This is a genomic window from Actinoplanes sp. NPDC049598, assembly GCF_040675435.1.
Taxonomy (GTDB): Bacteria; Actinomycetota; Actinomycetes; order Mycobacteriales; family Micromonosporaceae; genus Actinoplanes.
Window position 1 is genome coordinate 27724 of sequence record NZ_JBFAOX010000004.1, and the last position, 18010, is coordinate 45733.

An 18010-nucleotide genomic window follows, 5' to 3' on the forward strand; every position below is an offset into this window, starting at 1 on the left:
GCCTGAAGCTGTCGCAGGCCACCCTTCGGCATCTGCGGCCGCGTCGACGTGCTGAGCGACGGCGCCAGGCGACATCGGCCGGTGATCGGGGAGGAATCGGATACGGAGTTCGGCGATTCTCGCGGTCGTGGTCGGGGTGTCCGCGACGTTCTTCGTCGCGCTCATCGCCCGGCCGGTGGAGCGGGCGTGGGACCAGGCCCTCGGTGATCCGGCGCCGGCCGCGACCACGGCCACCACCTCCCCGCCCTCGGCGACATTGGCCCCGCCCGGCGTCGAGTCACCCAGCGTCGAGCCGCCCACCAGCGAGCCGGCCGCCGAGCCGAACAGCGAATCCCCGAGCCTTGAGCCGGAGGAGACCACCGATCCGCCCGGGCCGGCAATCGCCGAGGCGCCCACCACGGCGTACCTATCGGATCTGCGGGCCCTGAAGAACAGTTATGGCAACGGGCCGTATTCGATCGCCGGGAAGACGTACGACCAGAGTGTCCGCAAATACTGCGGCACCCCGAGCTCGTCGTCGTCGCAGGTGTGGCCGGTGGCCGGATATGCCAAATTCAGCGCCACGGTCGGCATTGCCGACGATGAGCAGGACGGCCTCGACCGGATCGCCCACGTCTCGTTCAAGGATCAGAGCGGAAACGAACTCACTAATCCCTTCGACGTCCGGCTGGGTCAGAGTCACCGAGTCGAGTTCGACCTCAAGGGCACCGTGCAGTTGCAGATCCTCTGCGTCGGCAAGGACACCAAGACCGGCAACCCGCGTGGCCTGTTCGGGGTCGTCATGGGAGACGCCCGCATCGATCAGTGAGCCGGCGGCGGAAATGTGAGTTCGGCCGCTCGTGGTGATCTCGATCGCCCGGTGCTGTGTACGTTCGTACGCATGGATCGCGCCACCGCCCGCCGCCGCCTCGCGCTGTTCGCGCTGTTCTTCCTGCCCGGGCTGGGGATCTCGTCCTGGGTGACCCGGACGCCGGACATCCGCGACCTGCTCGGGGCCACGACGGGCGAGATGGGCCTGGTGCTGTTCGGGCTCTCGGCGGGCTCAATGGCCGGCATCCTCGGCTCGGGTGCGCTCGTACGGCGCTTCGGCACCCGGCCCATCGTCACTATCGGCGTCCTGGCCACGACGCTCAGCACCCCGATCATCGGGCTCGGGGCCGCGACCGCGCAGAGCGCCGTCGTCGCGGCCGGGCTGGGGCTGTTCGGGCTGGGCATGGGCGGCGGCGAGGTGGCCATGAACATCGAGGGCGCCGACGTCGAACGGGTCATCGGCCGGCCGGTCCTGCCCACGATGCACGGCTTCTTCAGCTTCGGCACGGTGGTCGGCGCGATCGCCGGCATGATCCTGACCGCGGTGGCGTTCCCGGCCTCCTGGCATCTCCTGGCGATCGGGGCGCTCAGCGTTCCGGTGGCGCTCACGGCCGTACGGCACCTGCCCTCAGGTCTTGGTCTTGCCTCCCCGGCCGAACCCGGCACGGCGCCCGCGCGAGGAGTGTGGCGTGACCCCGTCCTGCTCCTCATCGGGGTGATCGTGCTGGCCATGGCGCTGGCCGAGGGCGCCGCGAACGACTGGCTGCCGCTGCTCATGGTCGACGGCCACGGCTTCGACCCGGCGCTGGGCTCGGCCGTCTACGTGGTCTTCTCGGCCGCCATGACCATCGGGCGTTTCACCGGCGACCGCTTCCTCGACCGCTTCGGCCGAGCCCCGGTGCTGGCCGCGAGCGCGCTCATCGGCGGGGCCGGCATCGCCCTCGTCGTCCTGATCGACAACCAGATCGTGGCCGGCGCCGCCGTCCTGCTGTGGGGCCTGGGCGCCGCCCTCGGCTTCCCGGTCGCCCTCTCCGCCGCCGGCGACTCCGGCGCCAACGCCGCCGCCCGCGTCTCCCTGGTCGCCACCGTCGGCTACGTCGCCTTCCTGGTCGGCCCGCCCGCCCTGGGCTTCCTGGGCGACCACTACGGCCTGCGCAACGCCATGATCCCCGTGCTCGTCCTGCTCGCCCTGGCCGCCGTGATGGCCACGATCCTCAACCGCACAAAACCGCAGGTCACCGCCGCCGACTACGCGAAGAGCCGCGTCATGTAGCCACAGGCGGGCGATATGTCATTCACCATTCTGGTCCGAGGTCCGACGACAGCCAGCGTTCGGGACGCATGTGGATGATGACTTGGGCGCCTATGTGCGTCCGCTCGAAGTCCAAGTACTCTTCCACCCTCGCGGCCGGGATGTAGCGCCGTGCCAGTTCCCGCGACCGTTCAGGTGAACCCGGCTCGATGCGCACCACTGGTCCTCGCACCGATACGTACCTGGTCGTCGGAGCACTGCGTTGCACCATCAAGCCGAAGTGGCCCACCCTGCGGATCGCCTGCGTCTTACGCGCCTCCGGCCCCGTGGCAATCCATAACTCGCCACCTGGCTCGTACTGGTACCAGATCGGGACAGTCAGCGGCGCCTGATCAGGCTGCTCGACCACCGACAGGGCGCCGATGTGCGGCTCGGCCAGAAACGCCTCGCGTTCCTCTCTCGACAATGTCATGGCCCGGACGCTACGCCCGGGGTCTGACAGAAACCCCGATCAGCGCCGCTTGATGAGCGACGCCGGCACGGGCGCAGGGGCTCAGTGGCCGGCGTCAGGCACTGACATTGATCACGCAGAACAGGTTGCCGTCCGGGTCAGCCAGAACAATGAAGTCCGCGCCCTCGGGATAGTCCCACTCGACTCGGGTGGCGCCGAGCGCCAGCAGTCGCTCGACCTCGGCGAGCTGCTCCTGCTCATCGGCCGCCCAAAGGTCGAGGTGTGTGCGGTCATTCTCATCCAGGTGCAGTCTTGGCGCGCCGGCCTCGGACGGCACCAGGAAGTCCGGGTTCGCGGCAGGCTGGTAGCCCAGTGCCTGGCCCCAGAACGCGGCCCCCCGGCGGGTGTCGGACACGTTCAAGACGATCGCTCCGATGCGGACCATGCCGTGAAGTCTACGACGAACCCAGCACGCGCTGCTCGCTCCGCTTTCCGGCCGCCCGTCGTCGACCTGGAGACCTGGCGGGCGGCGCGGTGGACCCGGCCCGGCGTCACCCCCGAGCTGACCCTCGGCCGCCAGGGTGGGCATTGATCACAGGCCGTGGAGGACGCGGGCGAGCGCGGACCGGCCGGCCGGGCCCCAGTGAGGTTTGCCGCCGGGCAAACCGCGGTCGCCGTTCTGGCCCATCAGGATCAGGAACAGGCATTTCAGGGCGGCCAGGCCGCGTGCCCGGCGGATCGTGGCGTCGTCGGCCTGGGCGTAGCTGTCGAAGAAGCGGGCGGCGCCGCCGTCCGGCAGCAGCAGCCAGGCCGCGCCGAGGTCCCACGCCGGGTCGCCGGCGAAGAGGGCGCCGAAGTCCACGACGCCGGCCAGGGTGCCGTCGGCGACGACGACGTTGGCGGGGTGCAGGTCGCCGTGCACCCAGACGGGTGGTCCCGGCCATTCGGGGGTGGCCGCCGCCTCGTCCCACACGGCGCGGATCTCGCGCTCGGTGCCGTCGAGGTCCACGGAACCCAGGAAGTGCTCGAACCCGCCCCCGGCGTCCTTGGGGTGGGTGCCGAAGTCCGAGGGCCCCGGCGCGTCGGCGGGAGCTTCGACATGCAGGGCTCGAAGGAACGCGGCCAGCGTGTCGGCCGCGTGGTCGGCGCGGATGATCGCGCCGTGGTCCAGGGGAGTGCCCTCGACCCAGGTCATGACCGTCCACAGCTTCGGGAAGCGCTCGGACGGCAGGCCGCTGCGCACCGGCGTCGGGATCGGAAGCGGCAGACGGGAGGCCAGCAGGGGCAGCCAGCGGCGCTCCTTCAGCTGTGGCTCGGGGCTGTCGTCCATCCGCTGCACCCGGACGGCCAGGTCGTCCCCGAGGCGCCACATCTGGTTCCCCCAGCCGCCCGCCACCTCGCGGAGGGGCAGGTCGGCCAGGTCGGGCTGTTGCTCGCGCAGCAGCCCGCGGACCAGGTCCTCGCCGACCTCAAGCATCGGCGCGTACGCGGTAATGGTGCATCGTGACGCCCTGCTTGAAGGTCTGGTGCTCGAGCAGGTCGAGCTGGAGCGGCGTGTCCAGGTCGTCGAAGAGCGGGCGGCCGGTGCCGAGGATCGCCGGGTGGGTGAAGAGCAGCAGTTCGTCGAGGAGACCGGCCCGCAGCAGCTGGGTGGCGATCGTCGCGCCGCCGACGCCGATGGTGCCGTCGGTCTCGGCTCGCAACGCGGCCAGCTGCTCGATCGCGTTGTCGCCGCCGAAGACGCGGGTGTTGTGGTCGGCGCTGTCGCGGGTGCGGGAGACCAGCACCTTGGGGGCGGAGGTCCAGATCTCGCCGTACTCCCGCATGACCTCCGGCTCCGACTCGTCGTCGCGGGCCTGCGGCCAGTAGCTCTCCATCGTCTCGTAGATGACCCGGCCCTGGACCATGACCGCGAGCGCGCGGGCCCGGGCGTTGAACTCGCGGTGCAGCTCCTCGTCGATGCGCATCCAGTTGCCGCCGCCGTTCTCGCCGGTGGCCTGTTCGATCCGCAGGTCGAGCGACACGTTCATCCAGTACTGGAAGCGGCCCATGGTCTCGTCCCCTCAAAGCGGTTGCAAGTTGCAATCACTTTAGGGGAGCCGGGGCCGGTGTCAAGGAACGGACGTAGCAGTCCGTCGCGAATTCCTGGACCATCCGCGTGATCGGGCCGCCCGCGCGGGCCAGCAGCGACGCGGGGCGGCTGAAGGCGCGGATCCGGAAGTAGACGTCGCCCGTCTCGGTCAGCTCGACGACGAAGGCCTCTTCACCGCGTTCGGGGTGGCCGGGCCGCGTTCCGTAGGCGAAGCCCCGGCGGTTCTCCTCGTCGATCCGGTAGACGACGCGGCACGGGATGGTCAGGCGCAGCGGCCACCGGCCGAGGGTGAGGGTGACGTCGTCGCCGGCGCTGGTGACCGTGAAGCCGGCCCGGCGATGCATCCGCCAGCCGAGCAAGTCGGCGGACGCGGCCTCGAACAGGGGACGGCCGTGGCCGATGCGGACGTCGCGGCGCACGTGTCCGTAGCCGCTCGGCAGGGGTTCGTGGCGGGTGGCGCCGACCTCCCCGTATGTCAGGTCCACGCGATCACCGTAGTCGCCGGCGCGGGCGGGGGCCCGCGCCGGCGTACGGCTCAGGCCTTGGTGATCTTGATGTTGTCGATCGCGGCCTCGACCAGGGACGCGGTGGCGGCGTCGGCGGCCTCGACCAGGAGATTGACGGTCTGGCCGGCGTAGGGGCTGAGGCTGACCGACGCCGTCTGCCACGCGGGGGCGCGGTCGGTGGCGGCCCCGGCCTGGGTGAACAGGGTGGTCGTGGTGGCGCCGGCGACGAGGCGGACGCGGAAGTAGTCGGCGCTGCTCGAGTTGGTCAGGTGGGAGAGGTACCACGAGAAGTTGAGCGTCAGCGTGCCCGACGGCAGGGTGATCGCGGGGGAGCGGAGGCTGGTCACGCCGCCGTCGACGTCGTTGGCACCGGCGCTGGAACCGGCCGTGGCCCCGGTGACCAGGTCGTACGTGCCGCTCGCGGCCGTGCCGAGCTGAGACGTCGTGGCTGCCGGGTCGCCGCGCTCGAACAGGCCGGACGTCGCGGTGTCGGCCGTACCACGGGTCCACGTCGAAGCGGTCTCGAAGTCGTCGGACCAGACGGTGGTGCCACCGCCGCCACCGGAGCCGGCGGCCAGGGTCCAGACCGCGTACGCGATGGCGTCGCTGTTGCGGTCGAGCGCGGTGTCGTTGATGTTCGAGGTCGTGTCGCACGACGCGTGGTAGCAGGGGTCGAACGTGGTCGCCGTGCCGCCCCAGAGCTGCACCTGGGCCGCCGTCTTACGCCCCTCGGCGCCGGTGAAGATGCCGCCGGCGGGGATGCCGGCCGCGATGAACGGGCCGTAATCGCTGCGGCCGTCGAAGTCGGTGCCGCGGGTGGGCACGCCGATCGAGGTGAAGTACGCGGCCAGGGTCTGCTCGATCTGGGCCGAGCCGGCCGGGCCGGGGCCGGAGCCGGTGCCGTCCGAGTTGTCGCCGTCGTACAGGAAGTAGCCGGGGTTGGGGGAGCCGACCATGTCGAAGTTCAGGTAACCCGTGATCGCCGCCTTCTGCGCCGTGGACAGCGAGTTGACGTACGCCGTGGAGCCGCGCAGACCCAGCTCCTCCGCGCCCCACCAGCCGAACCGCAGGTGGCGCGACGGCTGGAAGCCGGCGCGGGCGACGGCCAGCGCGACCTCGAGGTTGGCCGCCGAGCCCGAGCCGTTGTCGTTGATGCCCGGGCCGGCGGTGACGCTGTCCAGGTGGGCGCCGATCATCAGCGTGTCCGAGGTGTTGCCGCCGGGCCAGTCGGCGATCAGGTTGTAGCCGGTGGCGCCGTTGTACGTGAACGACTGCTGCGTGGTGGTGAAGCCGGCCGCGTCGAGCAGGTTCTTCACGTACGTGACGGAGGCCAGGTAGCCGGGGCGGCCGTGGGCCCGGTTGCCGCCGTTGGCGGTGGCGATGGACTGCAGCTGCTGCAGGTGGGCCTTGACGTTGGCCACCGGGATGTCCGGGGCCGCGGCCACGGCCTGGGCGGGGGCTGCGGCGCCGAGGGTGAGGCCCAGCGCGGCGACGATCAGGGGGATTCGCATCTCGCGAGCATCGCAGTTCCTCGATGCCTGCCATTCATATCAGTCACTTCATAATGCCGCGCAGAGCCGCCCATTGCAGCAGCATGATGGTCTTGGCGTCGGCGATCCGGCCGGTCTCGATCTGGCGCAGGGCCTCGTCGAAGTCGAGCTCGACGACCTCGATGTCCTCGCCCTCGTCGGCCACGCCGCCACCCGGGCCGGTGCGGTCGGCCGCGGTGTAGGGCGCCGCGTAGAAGTGCAGCCGCTCGGTCACCGATCCGGGGCTCATCCACACCGCGAAGACGGGCTCCAGCTCGCCGACGGTGACACCCAGCTCCTCGCCGGCCTCGCGGCGGATCGCGCTGGCCGGGTCGTCGTCGTCGAGCAGGCCGGCCGCCGTCTCGATCAGCATGCCGTCGGGGTGGCCGTTGACGTAGGCCGGGTAACGGAACTGCTTGCTCAGCAGGACGGTTTTCTGGTCGGCGTTGTAGAGCAGGATCGTCGCGCCGTCGCCCCGGTCGTACGTCTCGCGTTGCTCCGTGGTCCAGCGCCCGTCCCGGTGCCGATAGTCGAATGTCGTCCGCCGGAGCACGTGCCACGCGGTGGCCACCAGCTCCACGTCGCGGATCACCACATCGGGGTTGCCGCGCAGGTCACGGCCGATCTGGTCGAGGCCGGTGCGGCCGCGGGCGTCGGGCTCGTCGATTCCTATGGTCATGCCGGGTACCGTACAGTGCGTAAGAGTCGACAACAATAAGGAGAAACACGCAGTGCCTGATAAACCGACGCTGCTGCCTGCCGAGCGCAAGGACTTCCTGCTGAGCCGGCTGCGCGCCGACGGCAAGGTGGTGGCCAAGGACATGGCCGCCGAGCTCGGCATCGCCGAGGACAACATCCGGCGAGACCTGCGGGAGCTGGCGGCGGCTGGTTTGTGCCATCGGGTGTACGGGGGTGCGCTGCCCGCGGCGCCGGCGGCGGCCGACTATGCGACCCGGACGTCGGTGGCGACCGACAGCAAGTCGCGCGTGGCGGCGGCGGCCGCGGGGTTGGTCCGGCCGGGGTCCACTGTGCTGCTCGACGGCGGGACGACGGCGCTGGCGCTGGCCGGGTTGCTGGCCGAGGTCACCGTGATCACTCACAGCGTGACGGTGGCGGCGGCGCTGGTCGAGAACCCGACGGTGGACGTGTTCGTGCTGGGTGGGCGGCTCTTCAAACACTCGGCGGTGACGTCGGGGGCGGCCGCGGCCGAGGCGGCTGGGTCGATCAGCGCCGACTTCTTCTTCATGGGCGTGACCGGCGTACATCACCGGGCCGGGCTCACTACCGGTGATCCGGACGAGGCGGCCATGAAGCGTTTGCTGGCTTCGCGGGCGGCTGAAACCTATGTTCTGGCGAGCGCGGAGAAGATCGGCGCCGCTTCGCCCTTTAGCGTTTTGCCGTTTTCGTCGGTTTCAGGCGTCATAACTTCCCTTTTGGCTGACGAAACGGACAAATTGCGGGAGACCGGCGTGACGATCATCCCGGCCGGATAGGCAGACCCGCCGCCACCCGCCACGGCTGCGGCTCGAACGGCCCCGCCCCGAGCACGGCCACCAGCATCTTCACCCCGGCCGCGAACGCGTCGGCCAGCTCGAAATCGTCCTCGACATCCCGGTCGAGCTCCCGCACCGGATGCATGTTGTGGTTCTCCGCGCACCAGCACGCCACCTCGACCGACGCCTCGACACTCAGCCGCGGCCCGGCCCGCCACAGAATCCGCAGTGACAGCTCCAGCCAGTCGTCCCGCGTGTCGTACATCGTGATCGTGACCCCGGCCAGGATCTTGCCGTCCGCGCGGACCTCGACATGCTCGGGATACCAGTGCCAGGCCACCCGGTCGGCCGAATGATGCCGCTCCAGCTTGCTCGCGAGCTCCCGCAGCCGCCCCTCCGCCCCCGCGAACCCCGGCGGCAGCACCTCATGCAGCGCAACGTACGCAATGGACGAAACCGGCCCGGCCATGCCCGCTCCCTCCTTCCCGTGATTCGCACCTTACTGCGGCAACCACTGATAACCCATGATTGGTACGGGTTCGCAACAAGCGCCCGCTTCGTCAAGCCCGGCTGGCTGCCGTCCCCGGCCCCTCTGCCGCGGCTACCGGGCTGTCCTGCAACGACTCAGCGCTGCGCGCTGCCGATCGGGCTATGGTCGTGGATGCTCACCCTGCTGCTCGACGTCGACGGCGTGCTGCAGTTCCCGCGCCCCGAGTTCGTCCGCGACATCGAGCGGGATCACCCCTGGAAGAGCGGCTACCTGGCCTTCCAGCACGAACTTCTGCAGGACCCGGCCGAGGCCCGCAGCCTGACCGGCGACGGCGGCCTGCTCCCCATCGTCGAGCGCCTCACGAGCTCGGCCACCGCAAACCCCATCGCGAGTTCTTCGACGCCGCCCTGGCTCGAGTCGGCCGCCCCGCGCACGAGTGCCTCTTCATCGACGACAAGCAGCAGTATGTGGACGGCGCCGAGAACGCGGGCATCGCCGCCATCCGCTATCGGGACAACCCGCAGCTCATCGCCGAACTGACATCGCGCGGCCTGACCAGAGGTTGACTTGCCGCGGGCTGAATTGGGAGGTCGATCGCGGTTTCGTCATCGATGATGGCCCGGTGATCGAAGCGCGCCGGACGAACCTGGATGAGGCTGTCCTGCTGGACGTGGACAGCCCGGGCCGGCCGGAGCTGCGCATGGAAGTGGCGGGCCGAGGGCTGCTCCTGCTCCGCCAGGCCGGCGCCGCGATCCTGCTGGCCGAAGTGGATCCCCGCTACGCCGGAGTCGACTACGTGCTGACCGGACAATTCCGCTCGCCGATCCCACCGATCCGCGCCGGAAGCCCGAAGCCGCCCATGGCCTGGGCGCACTACTTCGCCTCCGCCCTGACCGAGACCAGCACCGGGCCATTGCACGCCGGGCGCTGGGCCATCAGCACCACGGCGACCGACATACGCGCCGACCAGGTGCTTCCCCAGCCTCGCGGCGGGATCAGCTGGTTCGGCCCGGCCGGAGGCTGGGAGATCCTGCCCCTGCGCCCCCTGCCGAGCCCGACCGCCGCCCGGGTCAAGGCCTACCGCAAGCGGACCCGCGAGGGTGCCCTGCCGCCCCTCCTGCTCTGGTGGATCAGCGGCCTGGACTGCCACGTCCTCCTCGACGGCCACGACCGCCTGGCCGCCGCCCTGGCCGAACAGCAGTCACCCCCGCTGCTCGCCCTCTCCTCGATCAGCCGCCCCCGAGCCACCCGCAACACCCAAATCTGGCTCGACGCCCACGAGCGCACCACCCACCACATCGAACGCCAGGCCGCCGCCGGCTCCCCCGGCGCCACGGACGCCCTGCTGACCCTGAACCAGCAGTTGGCCCGCGACCTGCAAGCCCTCGAAACCGCCCGCGGCACCACCCGCGCCTGGCCCCTCCCCGGCGGCACCGCCGCCTGGCGACACGCCCACGCACTCGCTGCCGAAGGAGCCGGGCGCCGGTGACCCGGCTCGTGGATCCGGCCGGCGCGGAAGCAGCCTCAAGCTCCTGACGGGTCGGGCGGCCAGGACCGAGTTCGCTCAGTGCGCCCGAGAACGACGTATGCCACAGCTGCGGACCGGCGCTGGCGGATGGCGGGCCGGTGGCCACCGAGCTGCGCTGGAGGCGAAGAACGTCGATCCGGTCGTCGTCCCGGGGAATCTTGAGGCGATGCTGACCGGGGTGCCCTATGACCAGGTTGTTGAGCTGCCGCGGCAGGGGGCGCCGGTCAGTGCCGTGTCGGGGGAGAGCACGCAGCTCATCGTCGCGGTGACCGATTCGTTGCGGGATGCGCTGGCGGGGGCTGGCTCGGCGGATCTGGAGCGGGCCGGGGGCGCGGCTTGCGGTGACCGAGGAGGTGGCCGGGGCGGAGCCGGAGGGAGTCATTGATTTCGTGCGGCGGCTGGCGGAGTTGGCCGGGCGGGCTGAGGGGTGGCATTTGTACTGCTACTGGGCGCTCTAGTTGCAGGACAACCCGGCAGCCGCGGCAGGGGGGCCGGGACGGCACCCAGCGTGGCTGGTGGGAGCGGGTGCTGATCGTGATTGCGTACAGCTGGGGTGATTCTTTTCGCGGTCCGGTGGGCGGGTGCGTGAAACTGTCGGACCCCCTGCCTATGCTCGCCAGCGCGAACGATTGACCGGGCCGGAGGGGGTGCGCCGTGGATGACGAAGCCGACTTGTGGCAGCTGGCGGGGCTGCCCGGGGGTCTTCTGCAGGCGAGCTATCTGACCAGCCGGCATGCCGCTCAGTACAGGCTGATCGTTCAGGTTCTGCTGGAGGAGCAGCAGCACACCCTGACCGGGGTGGCCGCGGCTGATCTGCCGGGGCTGCTGCGGGAGCAGATCGCCGACCTCACGATTCCCGAGGAGACGCTGAAGCAGCGGATGGCGGCGCTGGAGAAATGGGGCGTCGTGATCGTGTTCCAGGACCGGACGGATCGGGATGCCGACTTCGTCCTGAACTGGGATCGGTACCAGTTGACCGAGGTCGCGGCCGAGCTGCATCGGGCCGTCATGTCGCTGGGGCAGGATCTGGCGTCGGCGGCCGCGGCGACGCTGGCGCCGAGCGTGCTGACGGCCAACCTGGGTGTGCTGCGGGATACGGCGTCGGTTGATCCGGCGACGGCGGCCTCGGCATGGTCGGTCATTCAGACGACGCATCAGGCGATGGCGCGGGCGGCCGCGAGCTGGCAGGCCCGCCTGGCGGGGGCGCTGGCCGGGACGCCCGATCAGGCCAAGGTCAACACCGTGCAGGAGACGCTGCGGCGCTATGTCGACATGTGGGGCGGGGGTGTCGACACGCATTCGGAGCGGATCACCGCGCTGATCGGGGAGCTGGGCGAGGTCGACGCGGTCACGTGGCGGCGGATCGCGGTGCACCATCTCGGGGCGAACGCCGACAACGCGGCGATCGACGAGCTGACCCTCTCTTATGCGCAGACTCTGGCGACGTTGCGATCATGGTTCGACGGGCCGGATTGTCAGGCGCGCAAGTTGCGGCGGCAGATGCGGGACACGATCGGGCCGCTGCTGCGGGGGCAGCGGACCCTGGCCGCCGTCGGCGGGCACGTGTCGCGGCGGGCCGAGCTGCTGGCGCTGGCCACGCGGATCGACGCGGCGGCCGACGACGAGAGCGCCTGGGACGTGTGGTGCGCGTCGACGGGACTGTTCTCGGCGCGCCATCTGCCGGGTGAGGCGCCGATGGCGGTGGGGCAACCGTCCTTCTGGGACGCCGAGCCCGTGCCGGTCGCGGCCCGCCTGCGCAAGCAGGGTCCGAAGGCGACCGGGGGCGGGCCGGCGCGGATCACCGACCGGTCGGCCAGCCGGCTCGCGGCGCGGGTGCACACCGAGCATCTGCGCGACGCGGCGGCCCGTACGGAGGCTTCGGTGCTGGCCCGGTCGGGGTTACGCCTGTCCGAGTGGCACGACCTGACCTCGCCCGAGCTGCAGATGCTCATGATCCTGCTCGGCGTGGTGGCCTCGGCCCGGGCCGACGGCGACGGGGTGCGCTCGGCGACGTCCGGCGATGCCCGCTGGCGGCTGCGGGCCGAGCCGCCGCCGGGCGCGCCGGCCGCGGTCGTGCACACGCCGGACGGGCGGCTCGTGCATCCCGACATCCGCCTGCACATCGAGCCCGCGGGGGTCTCCCGATGAAGACGACGGCGTCGGCTCGGGAGGCGCAGCAGGCGTTCACCGGGTTGCTGGCCAAGCCGCTGGTCACGGCGGCGGCCGACCCGCGGCTCTACCGGCTCGTGCTGCGCCATCAGCAGGCCGTCACCGACGCGGCCCGGCGGCTCGGCTACCGGGTGCAGCGGGTCGGCCAGGCCGTACGGCTGATCCGGGTGCCGCTCGGGGGCTCGGTGACCCGGCCGCCGCGGCCGGCGGAGGCGCCCGAGCGGCGCATGCTCGCGCTGGTCTGCTGCCTGGCCGCGTGCTGCGAGGACGTGGCCGGGCGGGTCACCCTGCAGCGGCTGTCCGACATGGTCCGCGAGCTGCCGGCCGCCCGCTACGACCCGGACGATCAGACCCAGCGGCGGCTTCTGCGCGACTCCGCCGCCTTCTTGACCAGCTGGGGCGTGCTGCGGCAGCGCTCCAGCGACGAGCGGCTGCTCGACGAGTGGACCGAGTCCGGCACCGGGCCGGGCGCCGGCTTCGAGGTCGACCGGGACGCTCTGCTGCTGATGACCAGCCCGGACGTGATGGACCTGGCCCTCAACCCGGGGGTGGTCACCGCCTCGGAGACGGTCGCGCAGCTGCGGGCGCTGCTGGAGACCCCGTTCGTGCCGTACGGGGATCTGGCGCCGGCCGAGGCGGAGGCGTTGCGCGCCCATCGCGGTCAGCGGGCGGCCGACGTGGCCCAGATGACCGGCGGCACGATCGAGGCGCGCAGCGAGGGCCTGCTCGTGGTGCTGGCCGACGACGAGGTCCGCCCGCCCACGGTCGCCGAGTGGCCCCGGGCCCGCGCCGTCGACTGGGTGGCGCTGCTCATGGCCGACCAGGCCGGCCGCGACGGCACCCGGCACGCCGACGGCACCGTGCACCTGAGCACCGACCAGGTCGACGCCGTGGTCGACGACCTGATCAGCTGGCGCGGCGACTACATGACCGTCCCGCAGAAGACCGTGCCCGGCACCGTGCGGCGCGACGCCGAACGCATGCTGACCGAGCTCGGCCTGCTCCGCGTGGGCTGGGACGGCTCGTGGACCCTGCTGCCCGTCGCGGGCCGGTACCGCGACCCCGACGTGACGATCACCGACAACACGGAGCCCGCCCGATGACCCTGTCTCCCGAAGCCACCGACGCGCAGCTGACCGCCTGGCGGGATTCCGCCGCCCACGGTGGCCTGCCCTCGCCGGTGCGCTCGCGCTGGCAGGTGTTGCGGGCCGGCTGCGTCGGGTTGTGGGAGTTCGACGCGGCCGAGTACTGGTTCGCCGACGGGCGGGCGCAGTTCGTCGGGGCCAACCAGTCCGGCAAGTCGACGCTGATGGCCCTGACCACGCTGATCATGCTGTCGGGCAGCCTCGACCGGCAGTACATCGACACGTTCGGCCAGTCCGACAAGTCGTTCCGCTACTACGTCGAGCCGACCGACGACGCCCGCGACCGCCGGGAGGCCACCGGCTCCACTCACCGCGGTTGGGCCTGGGTCGAGTACGGCCGGCTCGGCGAGGACGGCCCCGAGTTCTTCACCACGATGCTCTACGCCCAGGCCAAGCGTGGCGTCAGCCAGCTCGACCCGGTGTGGATCATCTGCCGCGGCGCGGTCCGGGTCCGCGACGGTCTCACCCTGGCCGTGGGCTCCTCGGCGGTCGAGCCCAAGGAGCTGGCGGGCGTGGCCGGCCTCGAGGTGATGCGGAGCGGCAAGCGGTACGCGGCCCGGATCGCCAACGACCTGTTCGGCTTCTCCGACGACGACCGGTTCGCCACCGTGCTCGAGATGCTGAAGGTGCTGCGCACGCCGCACCTGGGCCAGAAGCTCAACCCGGACTGGTTCACCGAGCAGATCCGGATGAGCCTGCCCGCGGTGGCCGAGTCCGAGGTGGACAAGCTGGCCGACGGCTGGCAACAACTGGAGCAGCTCGGCCGCGACCGCGACCACGCGCTGGCGGCCCGGGACGCGGTCGGGGTCTACCTAGCGCGGGCCTGGCGGCCGTGGGCCGACGCGCTGCTGCGGGCCCGGGCGGACGATCTGCTGGCCGCGGACGCTGGAGTGACCGCGGCGGCGTCGGCGGCCGAGACCGCGGAGGGTGCTCTCGCCCAGGCTCGCGCGGCGTTGACCGCGGAGACCGAGCGCAGCGACGAGCTGGAAGCGGACGTTCAGCGGTCGCGCGCGGCTCTCACTCAGCTGTTGCGCTCGGCCGCTTATCGGGACGCGACCGGCCGCGCGCAGAACGCGGAACGGATGCGCCGCGACGCCGCGGCGGCCACGGTCGCCGAGGAGACGGCGCGGAAGAACCTGGCCGGTACGGTCGTCGCGCTCGAAGCCGCGGGGGCCGCGCACTCGGAGGCGACCGGGCGGTTCGACAGCGCGCGAACGGCGGCGTCGGCGGCGCTCTCGCACGCGGGCGCGGCGCTTTCGGCGGCGGGACTGGCCGCGCAGTGGGCCGGCGAGGGCGACGTCGACCGGATCGACGCCGCCGTGGCCGCCCGCCGGGCCCAGGTGACGGCGCTGCGCAAGCTGACCCGGGCCGCGGCGACGGCGGTGGGGCGCTGGCAGGCCGAGTCGGCCACGGCGGTCCGCCTACGCGACGAGGAACGCTCCCGCGCGGCGGCGGCGGAAACGGCGGCGTCGGCCCTGACCGACGCCGTGCAGCAGCTTTCGGACGATCTGGAGCGATGGGCGGTCGCCCTCCCGACGGCGGTGCCGCCGGTCGCGCTGCGCGACGACTGGGTGCGGGAGGTGGTTTCGCAGACCCATGCCGTACGCCCGCGAGAGGTGCTGGGCGGGCTCCTCACACGGGAGTGGCTCGACCCTTCCGTAGGACCGCTCACGGAGGAGATCGCCACGGCGCGGGCCGAAGCTCGCGCGGCGACGCAGCGGGCCGAGCAGGCCGAGCGCGAGGCGGCGACGTTGGGCGAGGCGGGCGATCCGCGGCCGGCCGCTCCCGTGGGGTGGAGCCGTCGCGAACGGCCGCCTTTTCCCGGTGCGGCCGGGGCACCGCTGTGGCGATTGGTCGATCCGGCCGGTGAGGTGCCGGCCGAGGTGCTCGATCACGTCGAGGCGGCCCTGGCGGCGGCCGGGCTGCTCGACGCTTGGGTGACGGAGGACGGCGCGTGGTCGGGCGACCGCGACGGAGCGGATTCGGTCGCTTCGGGGCCGCTGAGCGCTCTTGATGACGGTTCGTTGACCGCTGTCCTGCAGCCGGCGGAGGACGCGGGGCCGCTGGGAGCCACGGTTCTGCGGATTCTCCGACGTATCGGGTATGTCCGGACAGGGGAGCCGATCGGCGGTGACTTTGTCATCGCAGGGGATGGGCGGTGGCGTACGCCGATCGCTGAAGGACAGGCGGGGCGGGCCACCGACGGCGCGGAGCTGATCGGTGCGGCGGCCCGGGCCGCGGCGCGGCGGCGGCAGATCGCGGCGTTGCGGGAGCAGGCGGCGGCCGATCGGGAGGCGGCCGAGGAGCTGACGCGGCAGGCGGGCGAGCTGACCGAGCGGATAGCGGTGCTGCGCGCGGCGGTGACCGCGGCGCCGAGTGATGCCGACGTGGTGGCCGCGGCGATCAGCCTGGCGGTCGCCACCAAGGAACGCGATCGGGCCGAGACGGCGCATGCCCTGGCCGCCGACAAGGGGGCGGCCGCCAAGGAGGAGGCCGACGCCGCCACCATGGCGGTGACTGGCTACGCCGACGAGCATGGGCTGCCCACCTCGGACGAGCAGCTCGACGCGGTCGGGACGGCGCTGGATTCGGCGGCGCTGGCGGCCGGTTCCCTGCGGCTGGCGCTCAAGGATCAGGACGTCGCCGAACGGGCCGTCGCCACCGCCGCGACGGGCGTCGAGGCGGCCGAGGCAGCGCAGGGCGCGGCCACCCGGGCGGTCGGCGAGGCCGCGGTGACCGCGGCCCGGCTCGACGCCGAAGCGGGCGAGGCCGAGGCCTCGGTCAGCCTGGACGACCGGGAGCAGTTCGCCCGCTCGGCCGAGCTGGAGGAGCAGATCCGCGAGCGCGACCGGGCCATCGCGGCCAGCCGCCAGCGCGGGCTGACGCTCGCCGCCGCGGCCAGCACGGCCGAGGGGGAGTGGCAGCGCCGCGAGGACGCGGTGACCGCCGCGATCGCCGACCGCGAGGCGGCGGCGCGCGCGTGGTGGGTGCCGGTGGACGCCGGAATCGCCGCGGCTCGCAGCATCGGCGAGCTCGACGACTCGGCCGGCTCTGACGGCTCAGCCAGCTCTGACGGCTCGGCGGGCGGCTCCGCGGCGGGCGGCTCCGCGGCGGGCGGCTCCGCGGCGGGCGACGTAGCGGGTGGGCGGCCGGGGCGCACGCTGGCGGACGCGCTGGCTCAGGCGCGGATCGCGGTCGAGGTCGTCAAGCCGCCGTCGTGGCCGGAGTCTGCGGCCGATCGGGAGCGGCGGGTCGACACCGCGATGCAGCGGGCGCTGCGGGGGGCGATGACCGAGCTGCAGACGCTGCTGGAGGCGTCCGGTGGGCGGTCGGTGATCGTCGGGGAGGCGGACGAGGGGCAGCCGCTGCCGTCGATCATGCTGGTGGTCGACGCGGCCGGGACGCCGCTCGACCCGCCGGCGGCGGTGGAGCGGCTCGATCAGGCGGTGGCTGAGCTGTCGGCCACGCACGACGAGAAGCTGCACCAGATGTACGCCGAGTTGTTGTCGTCGACCTTCATCGACCACCTGGCCGACCGGATGACCCGGGTCGTCACGCTGCTGACCACGGTGAACGAGGTGCTGCTGCGGCATCCGACCGGGGCCAACAAGACGGTGCTGCAGATCCGGCGCCGGCCCGCCGACGGGCAGCAGCACGGGTTCAACCTGCTGCGGGCGTTGGAGGAGGGCCGGGTCGAGTCGGATTCGGCCCAGGAGCAGATCCGGCTCTTCCTCAGCGACCGGCTGCGGGAGGCCCAGGACTCCGGCGTGATCGGCACCGACGAGTGGGTCAAGCACCTGGCCGGACTGCTCGACTACCGGGCCTGGTTCGACTGTGTCTGCTACTACCGGGTCGAGGGCGGCGACTGGAAGCCGCTGACCAAGCAGGTGCACGGCGTCGACTCGGGCGGCGGCAAGGTCGTCACGCTGCTCCAGCCGCTGCTGGCCACGCTGGTCGCGCTCTATTCGCGCTCGGCCGACGCGCCGCGGCCGCTCTGGCTGGACGAGGCGTTCGAGGGCGTCGACCCGGCCAACCGGGCTACCATGCTGCGCCTGCTGGTCGACTTCGACCTGGACTTCCTGCTGGCCGGCCCGGCCCCGCTGGTGGCCGCGGCCCAGGTGCCCTCGGCCGCGGTCTGGACCGTGTCGCGGGCCCCGGCCCCGCTGGCCGGGGTCGACCTGTCGCTGATGCTGTGGGCCGGCCGCACCCTGGAGGCGGTCCCGGTCGCCGACACGGCCGCCACGGTGCTCGCCCCGCGACGCCCCATCGAGGACCCGGACCGGCCCGACTTGTTCGCTGACTTGACCCGGGAGGCTGACTTGAGCCGGGACGAGGCTCAGGTGGCCGGGGCGGGGGGCGCCTCCTCGACCTGATTGCCGGCGTCGTCGACGAGGCCCGGGGCCATGCTGCCGCCGTGGGCCTCCTGCTCGGGGTGCTCGCGCTCCTGGGCGGCGTCGGGCGAGCTGGGCCCCTCGTCGGCGGCGTACTCGGAGTATTCGGTCTCGGGGTTGATGTCACTCATGATCGGGACATACCCCGTACGGC

Annotated in this window: 18 protein-coding genes; 9 read left to right on the plus strand and 9 right to left on the minus strand. The window is 72.2% G+C overall.

Annotation, left to right across the window (positions count from 1 at the left end):
- Positions 1-127: 127 nt before the first annotated feature.
- Positions 128-808: a hypothetical protein gene (locus AB0J66_RS11495; protein ID WP_364658762.1), complete on the plus strand. Its 681-nt coding sequence runs from the start codon at positions 128-130 to the stop codon at positions 806-808.
- Between the two features lie 72 nt (positions 809-880).
- Entirely contained in the window at positions 881-2083 is a 1203-nt protein-coding gene (locus tag AB0J66_RS11500; RefSeq protein WP_364658764.1) for an MFS transporter, read from the plus strand.
- 22 nt (positions 2084-2105) lie between these two features.
- Here the strand turns inward: AB0J66_RS11500 and AB0J66_RS11505 are convergent, their stop codons facing one another.
- Together AB0J66_RS11505 and AB0J66_RS11510 are read right to left on the minus strand one after the other, a co-directional pair.
- Positions 2106-2534 (minus strand): pyridoxamine 5'-phosphate oxidase family protein, encoded by a 429-nt coding sequence (locus AB0J66_RS11505; RefSeq protein ID WP_364658766.1) that lies wholly within the window; start codon positions 2532-2534, stop codon positions 2106-2108.
- A gap of 94 nt (positions 2535-2628) precedes the next feature.
- On the minus strand, positions 2629-2958 hold the full coding sequence (locus AB0J66_RS11510) for a VOC family protein (RefSeq protein ID WP_364658768.1): 330 nt from the start codon (positions 2956-2958) through the stop codon (positions 2629-2631).
- 3 nt (positions 2959-2961) lie between these two features.
- On the opposite strand from AB0J66_RS11510, the gene AB0J66_RS11515 reads away from it, so the two are divergent.
- Positions 2962-3105, plus strand: coding sequence for a hypothetical protein (locus tag AB0J66_RS11515; RefSeq protein ID WP_364658770.1), 144 nt, complete (start codon positions 2962-2964; stop codon positions 3103-3105).
- Here AB0J66_RS11515 and AB0J66_RS11520 read toward each other — a convergent pair whose 3' ends face one another.
- Genes AB0J66_RS11520 through AB0J66_RS11540 form a run of 5 tightly spaced genes read right to left on the minus strand, consistent with a single transcriptional unit; the run spans position 3106 to position 7319 of the window.
- Entirely contained in the window at positions 3106-3990 is an 885-nt protein-coding gene (locus AB0J66_RS11520; protein WP_364658772.1) for an aminoglycoside phosphotransferase family protein, read from the minus strand.
- Positions 3983-4564, minus strand: coding sequence for a dihydrofolate reductase family protein (locus AB0J66_RS11525; protein WP_364658774.1), 582 nt, complete (start codon positions 4562-4564; stop codon positions 3983-3985). The genes AB0J66_RS11520 and AB0J66_RS11525 overlap by 8 nt, the downstream gene beginning before the upstream one ends.
- Before the next feature lie 34 nt (positions 4565-4598).
- A complete protein-coding gene (locus AB0J66_RS11530; protein WP_364658776.1) occupies positions 4599-5090 on the minus strand; it encodes a DUF1990 domain-containing protein in 492 nt (163 codons plus the stop codon).
- 50 nt (positions 5091-5140) lie between these two features.
- Entirely contained in the window at positions 5141-6622 is a 1482-nt protein-coding gene (locus AB0J66_RS11535) for a M28 family peptidase (RefSeq protein WP_364658778.1), read from the minus strand.
- Between the two features lie 43 nt (positions 6623-6665).
- Positions 6666-7319, minus strand: coding sequence for an NUDIX domain-containing protein (locus AB0J66_RS11540; RefSeq protein ID WP_364658779.1), 654 nt, complete (start codon positions 7317-7319; stop codon positions 6666-6668).
- Between the two features lie 52 nt (positions 7320-7371).
- Between AB0J66_RS11540 and AB0J66_RS11545 the strand changes: the two genes are divergently transcribed.
- Positions 7372-8133 carry a DeoR/GlpR family DNA-binding transcription regulator gene (locus AB0J66_RS11545; protein ID WP_364658781.1) on the plus strand — a complete coding sequence of 254 codons (762 nt, stop codon included), beginning with the start codon at positions 7372-7374 and terminating at the stop codon, positions 8131-8133.
- Here AB0J66_RS11545 and AB0J66_RS11550 read toward each other — a convergent pair.
- Positions 8117-8602 (minus strand): hypothetical protein, encoded by a 486-nt coding sequence (locus AB0J66_RS11550; protein ID WP_364658783.1) that lies wholly within the window; start codon positions 8600-8602, stop codon positions 8117-8119. The two genes, AB0J66_RS11545 and AB0J66_RS11550, sit on opposite strands and share 17 nt — an antisense overlap.
- A gap of 182 nt (positions 8603-8784) precedes the next feature.
- Here AB0J66_RS11550 and AB0J66_RS11555 point away from each other — a divergent pair, with 182 nt between their 5' ends.
- From AB0J66_RS11555 to AB0J66_RS11575, 5 genes are all read left to right on the plus strand, one after another.
- Positions 8785-9189 carry an HAD-IA family hydrolase gene (locus AB0J66_RS11555; RefSeq protein ID WP_364658785.1) on the plus strand — a complete coding sequence of 135 codons (405 nt, stop codon included), beginning with the start codon at positions 8785-8787 and terminating at the stop codon, positions 9187-9189.
- A 56-nt stretch (positions 9190-9245) separates the two neighbouring features.
- A complete protein-coding gene (locus tag AB0J66_RS11560) occupies positions 9246-10112 on the plus strand; it encodes a hypothetical protein (protein WP_364658787.1) in 867 nt (288 codons plus the stop codon).
- Positions 10113-10805: 693 nt separating this feature from the next.
- Positions 10806-12299 (plus strand): DUF2397 domain-containing protein, encoded by a 1494-nt coding sequence (locus AB0J66_RS11565; RefSeq protein ID WP_364658788.1) that lies wholly within the window; start codon positions 10806-10808, stop codon positions 12297-12299.
- Positions 12296-13423, plus strand: coding sequence for a TIGR02678 family protein (locus AB0J66_RS11570; RefSeq protein ID WP_364658789.1), 1128 nt, complete (start codon positions 12296-12298; stop codon positions 13421-13423). Before AB0J66_RS11565 ends, AB0J66_RS11570 begins: the two co-directional genes overlap by 4 nt.
- Positions 13420-17838 carry an SbcC/MukB-like Walker B domain-containing protein gene (locus AB0J66_RS11575; RefSeq protein ID WP_364658791.1) on the plus strand — a complete coding sequence of 1473 codons (4419 nt, stop codon included), beginning with the start codon at positions 13420-13422 and terminating at the stop codon, positions 17836-17838. Before AB0J66_RS11570 ends, AB0J66_RS11575 begins: the two co-directional genes overlap by 4 nt.
- Here AB0J66_RS11575 and AB0J66_RS11580 read toward each other — a convergent pair.
- Complete coding sequence (locus AB0J66_RS11580; protein ID WP_364658793.1) at positions 17802-17987, minus strand: hypothetical protein; 186 nt, start codon at positions 17985-17987, stop codon at positions 17802-17804. The genes AB0J66_RS11575 and AB0J66_RS11580 overlap by 37 nt on opposite strands.
- Positions 17988-18010 lie beyond the last annotated feature (23 nt).

Coding starts and splice junctions, on each gene's coding strand:
- AB0J66_RS11575 (WP_364658791.1), top strand. CDS start 13,420: ATGACCCTGTCTCCCGAAGCCACCGACGCGCAGCTGACCGCCTGGCGG.
- AB0J66_RS11510 (WP_364658768.1), bottom strand. CDS start 2,958: ATGGTCCGCATCGGAGCGATCGTCTTGAACGTGTCCGACACCCGCCGG.
- AB0J66_RS11580 (WP_364658793.1), bottom strand. CDS start 17,987: ATGAGTGACATCAACCCCGAGACCGAATACTCCGAGTACGCCGCCGAC.
- AB0J66_RS11555 (WP_364658785.1), top strand. CDS start 8,785: ATGGTCGTGGATGCTCACCCTGCTGCTCGACGTCGACGGCGTGCTGCA.
- AB0J66_RS11520 (WP_364658772.1), bottom strand. CDS start 3,990: ATGCTTGAGGTCGGCGAGGACCTGGTCCGCGGGCTGCTGCGCGAGCAA.
- AB0J66_RS11550 (WP_364658783.1), bottom strand. CDS start 8,602: ATGGCCGGGCCGGTTTCGTCCATTGCGTACGTTGCGCTGCATGAGGTG.
- AB0J66_RS11500 (WP_364658764.1), top strand. CDS start 881: ATGGATCGCGCCACCGCCCGCCGCCGCCTCGCGCTGTTCGCGCTGTTC.
- AB0J66_RS11525 (WP_364658774.1), bottom strand. CDS start 4,564: ATGGGCCGCTTCCAGTACTGGATGAACGTGTCGCTCGACCTGCGGATC.
- AB0J66_RS11540 (WP_364658779.1), bottom strand. CDS start 7,319: ATGACCATAGGAATCGACGAGCCCGACGCCCGCGGCCGCACCGGCCTC.
- AB0J66_RS11505 (WP_364658766.1), bottom strand. CDS start 2,534: ATGACATTGTCGAGAGAGGAACGCGAGGCGTTTCTGGCCGAGCCGCAC.
- AB0J66_RS11570 (WP_364658789.1), top strand. CDS start 12,296: ATGAAGACGACGGCGTCGGCTCGGGAGGCGCAGCAGGCGTTCACCGGG.
- AB0J66_RS11535 (WP_364658778.1), bottom strand. CDS start 6,622: ATGCGAATCCCCCTGATCGTCGCCGCGCTGGGCCTCACCCTCGGCGCC.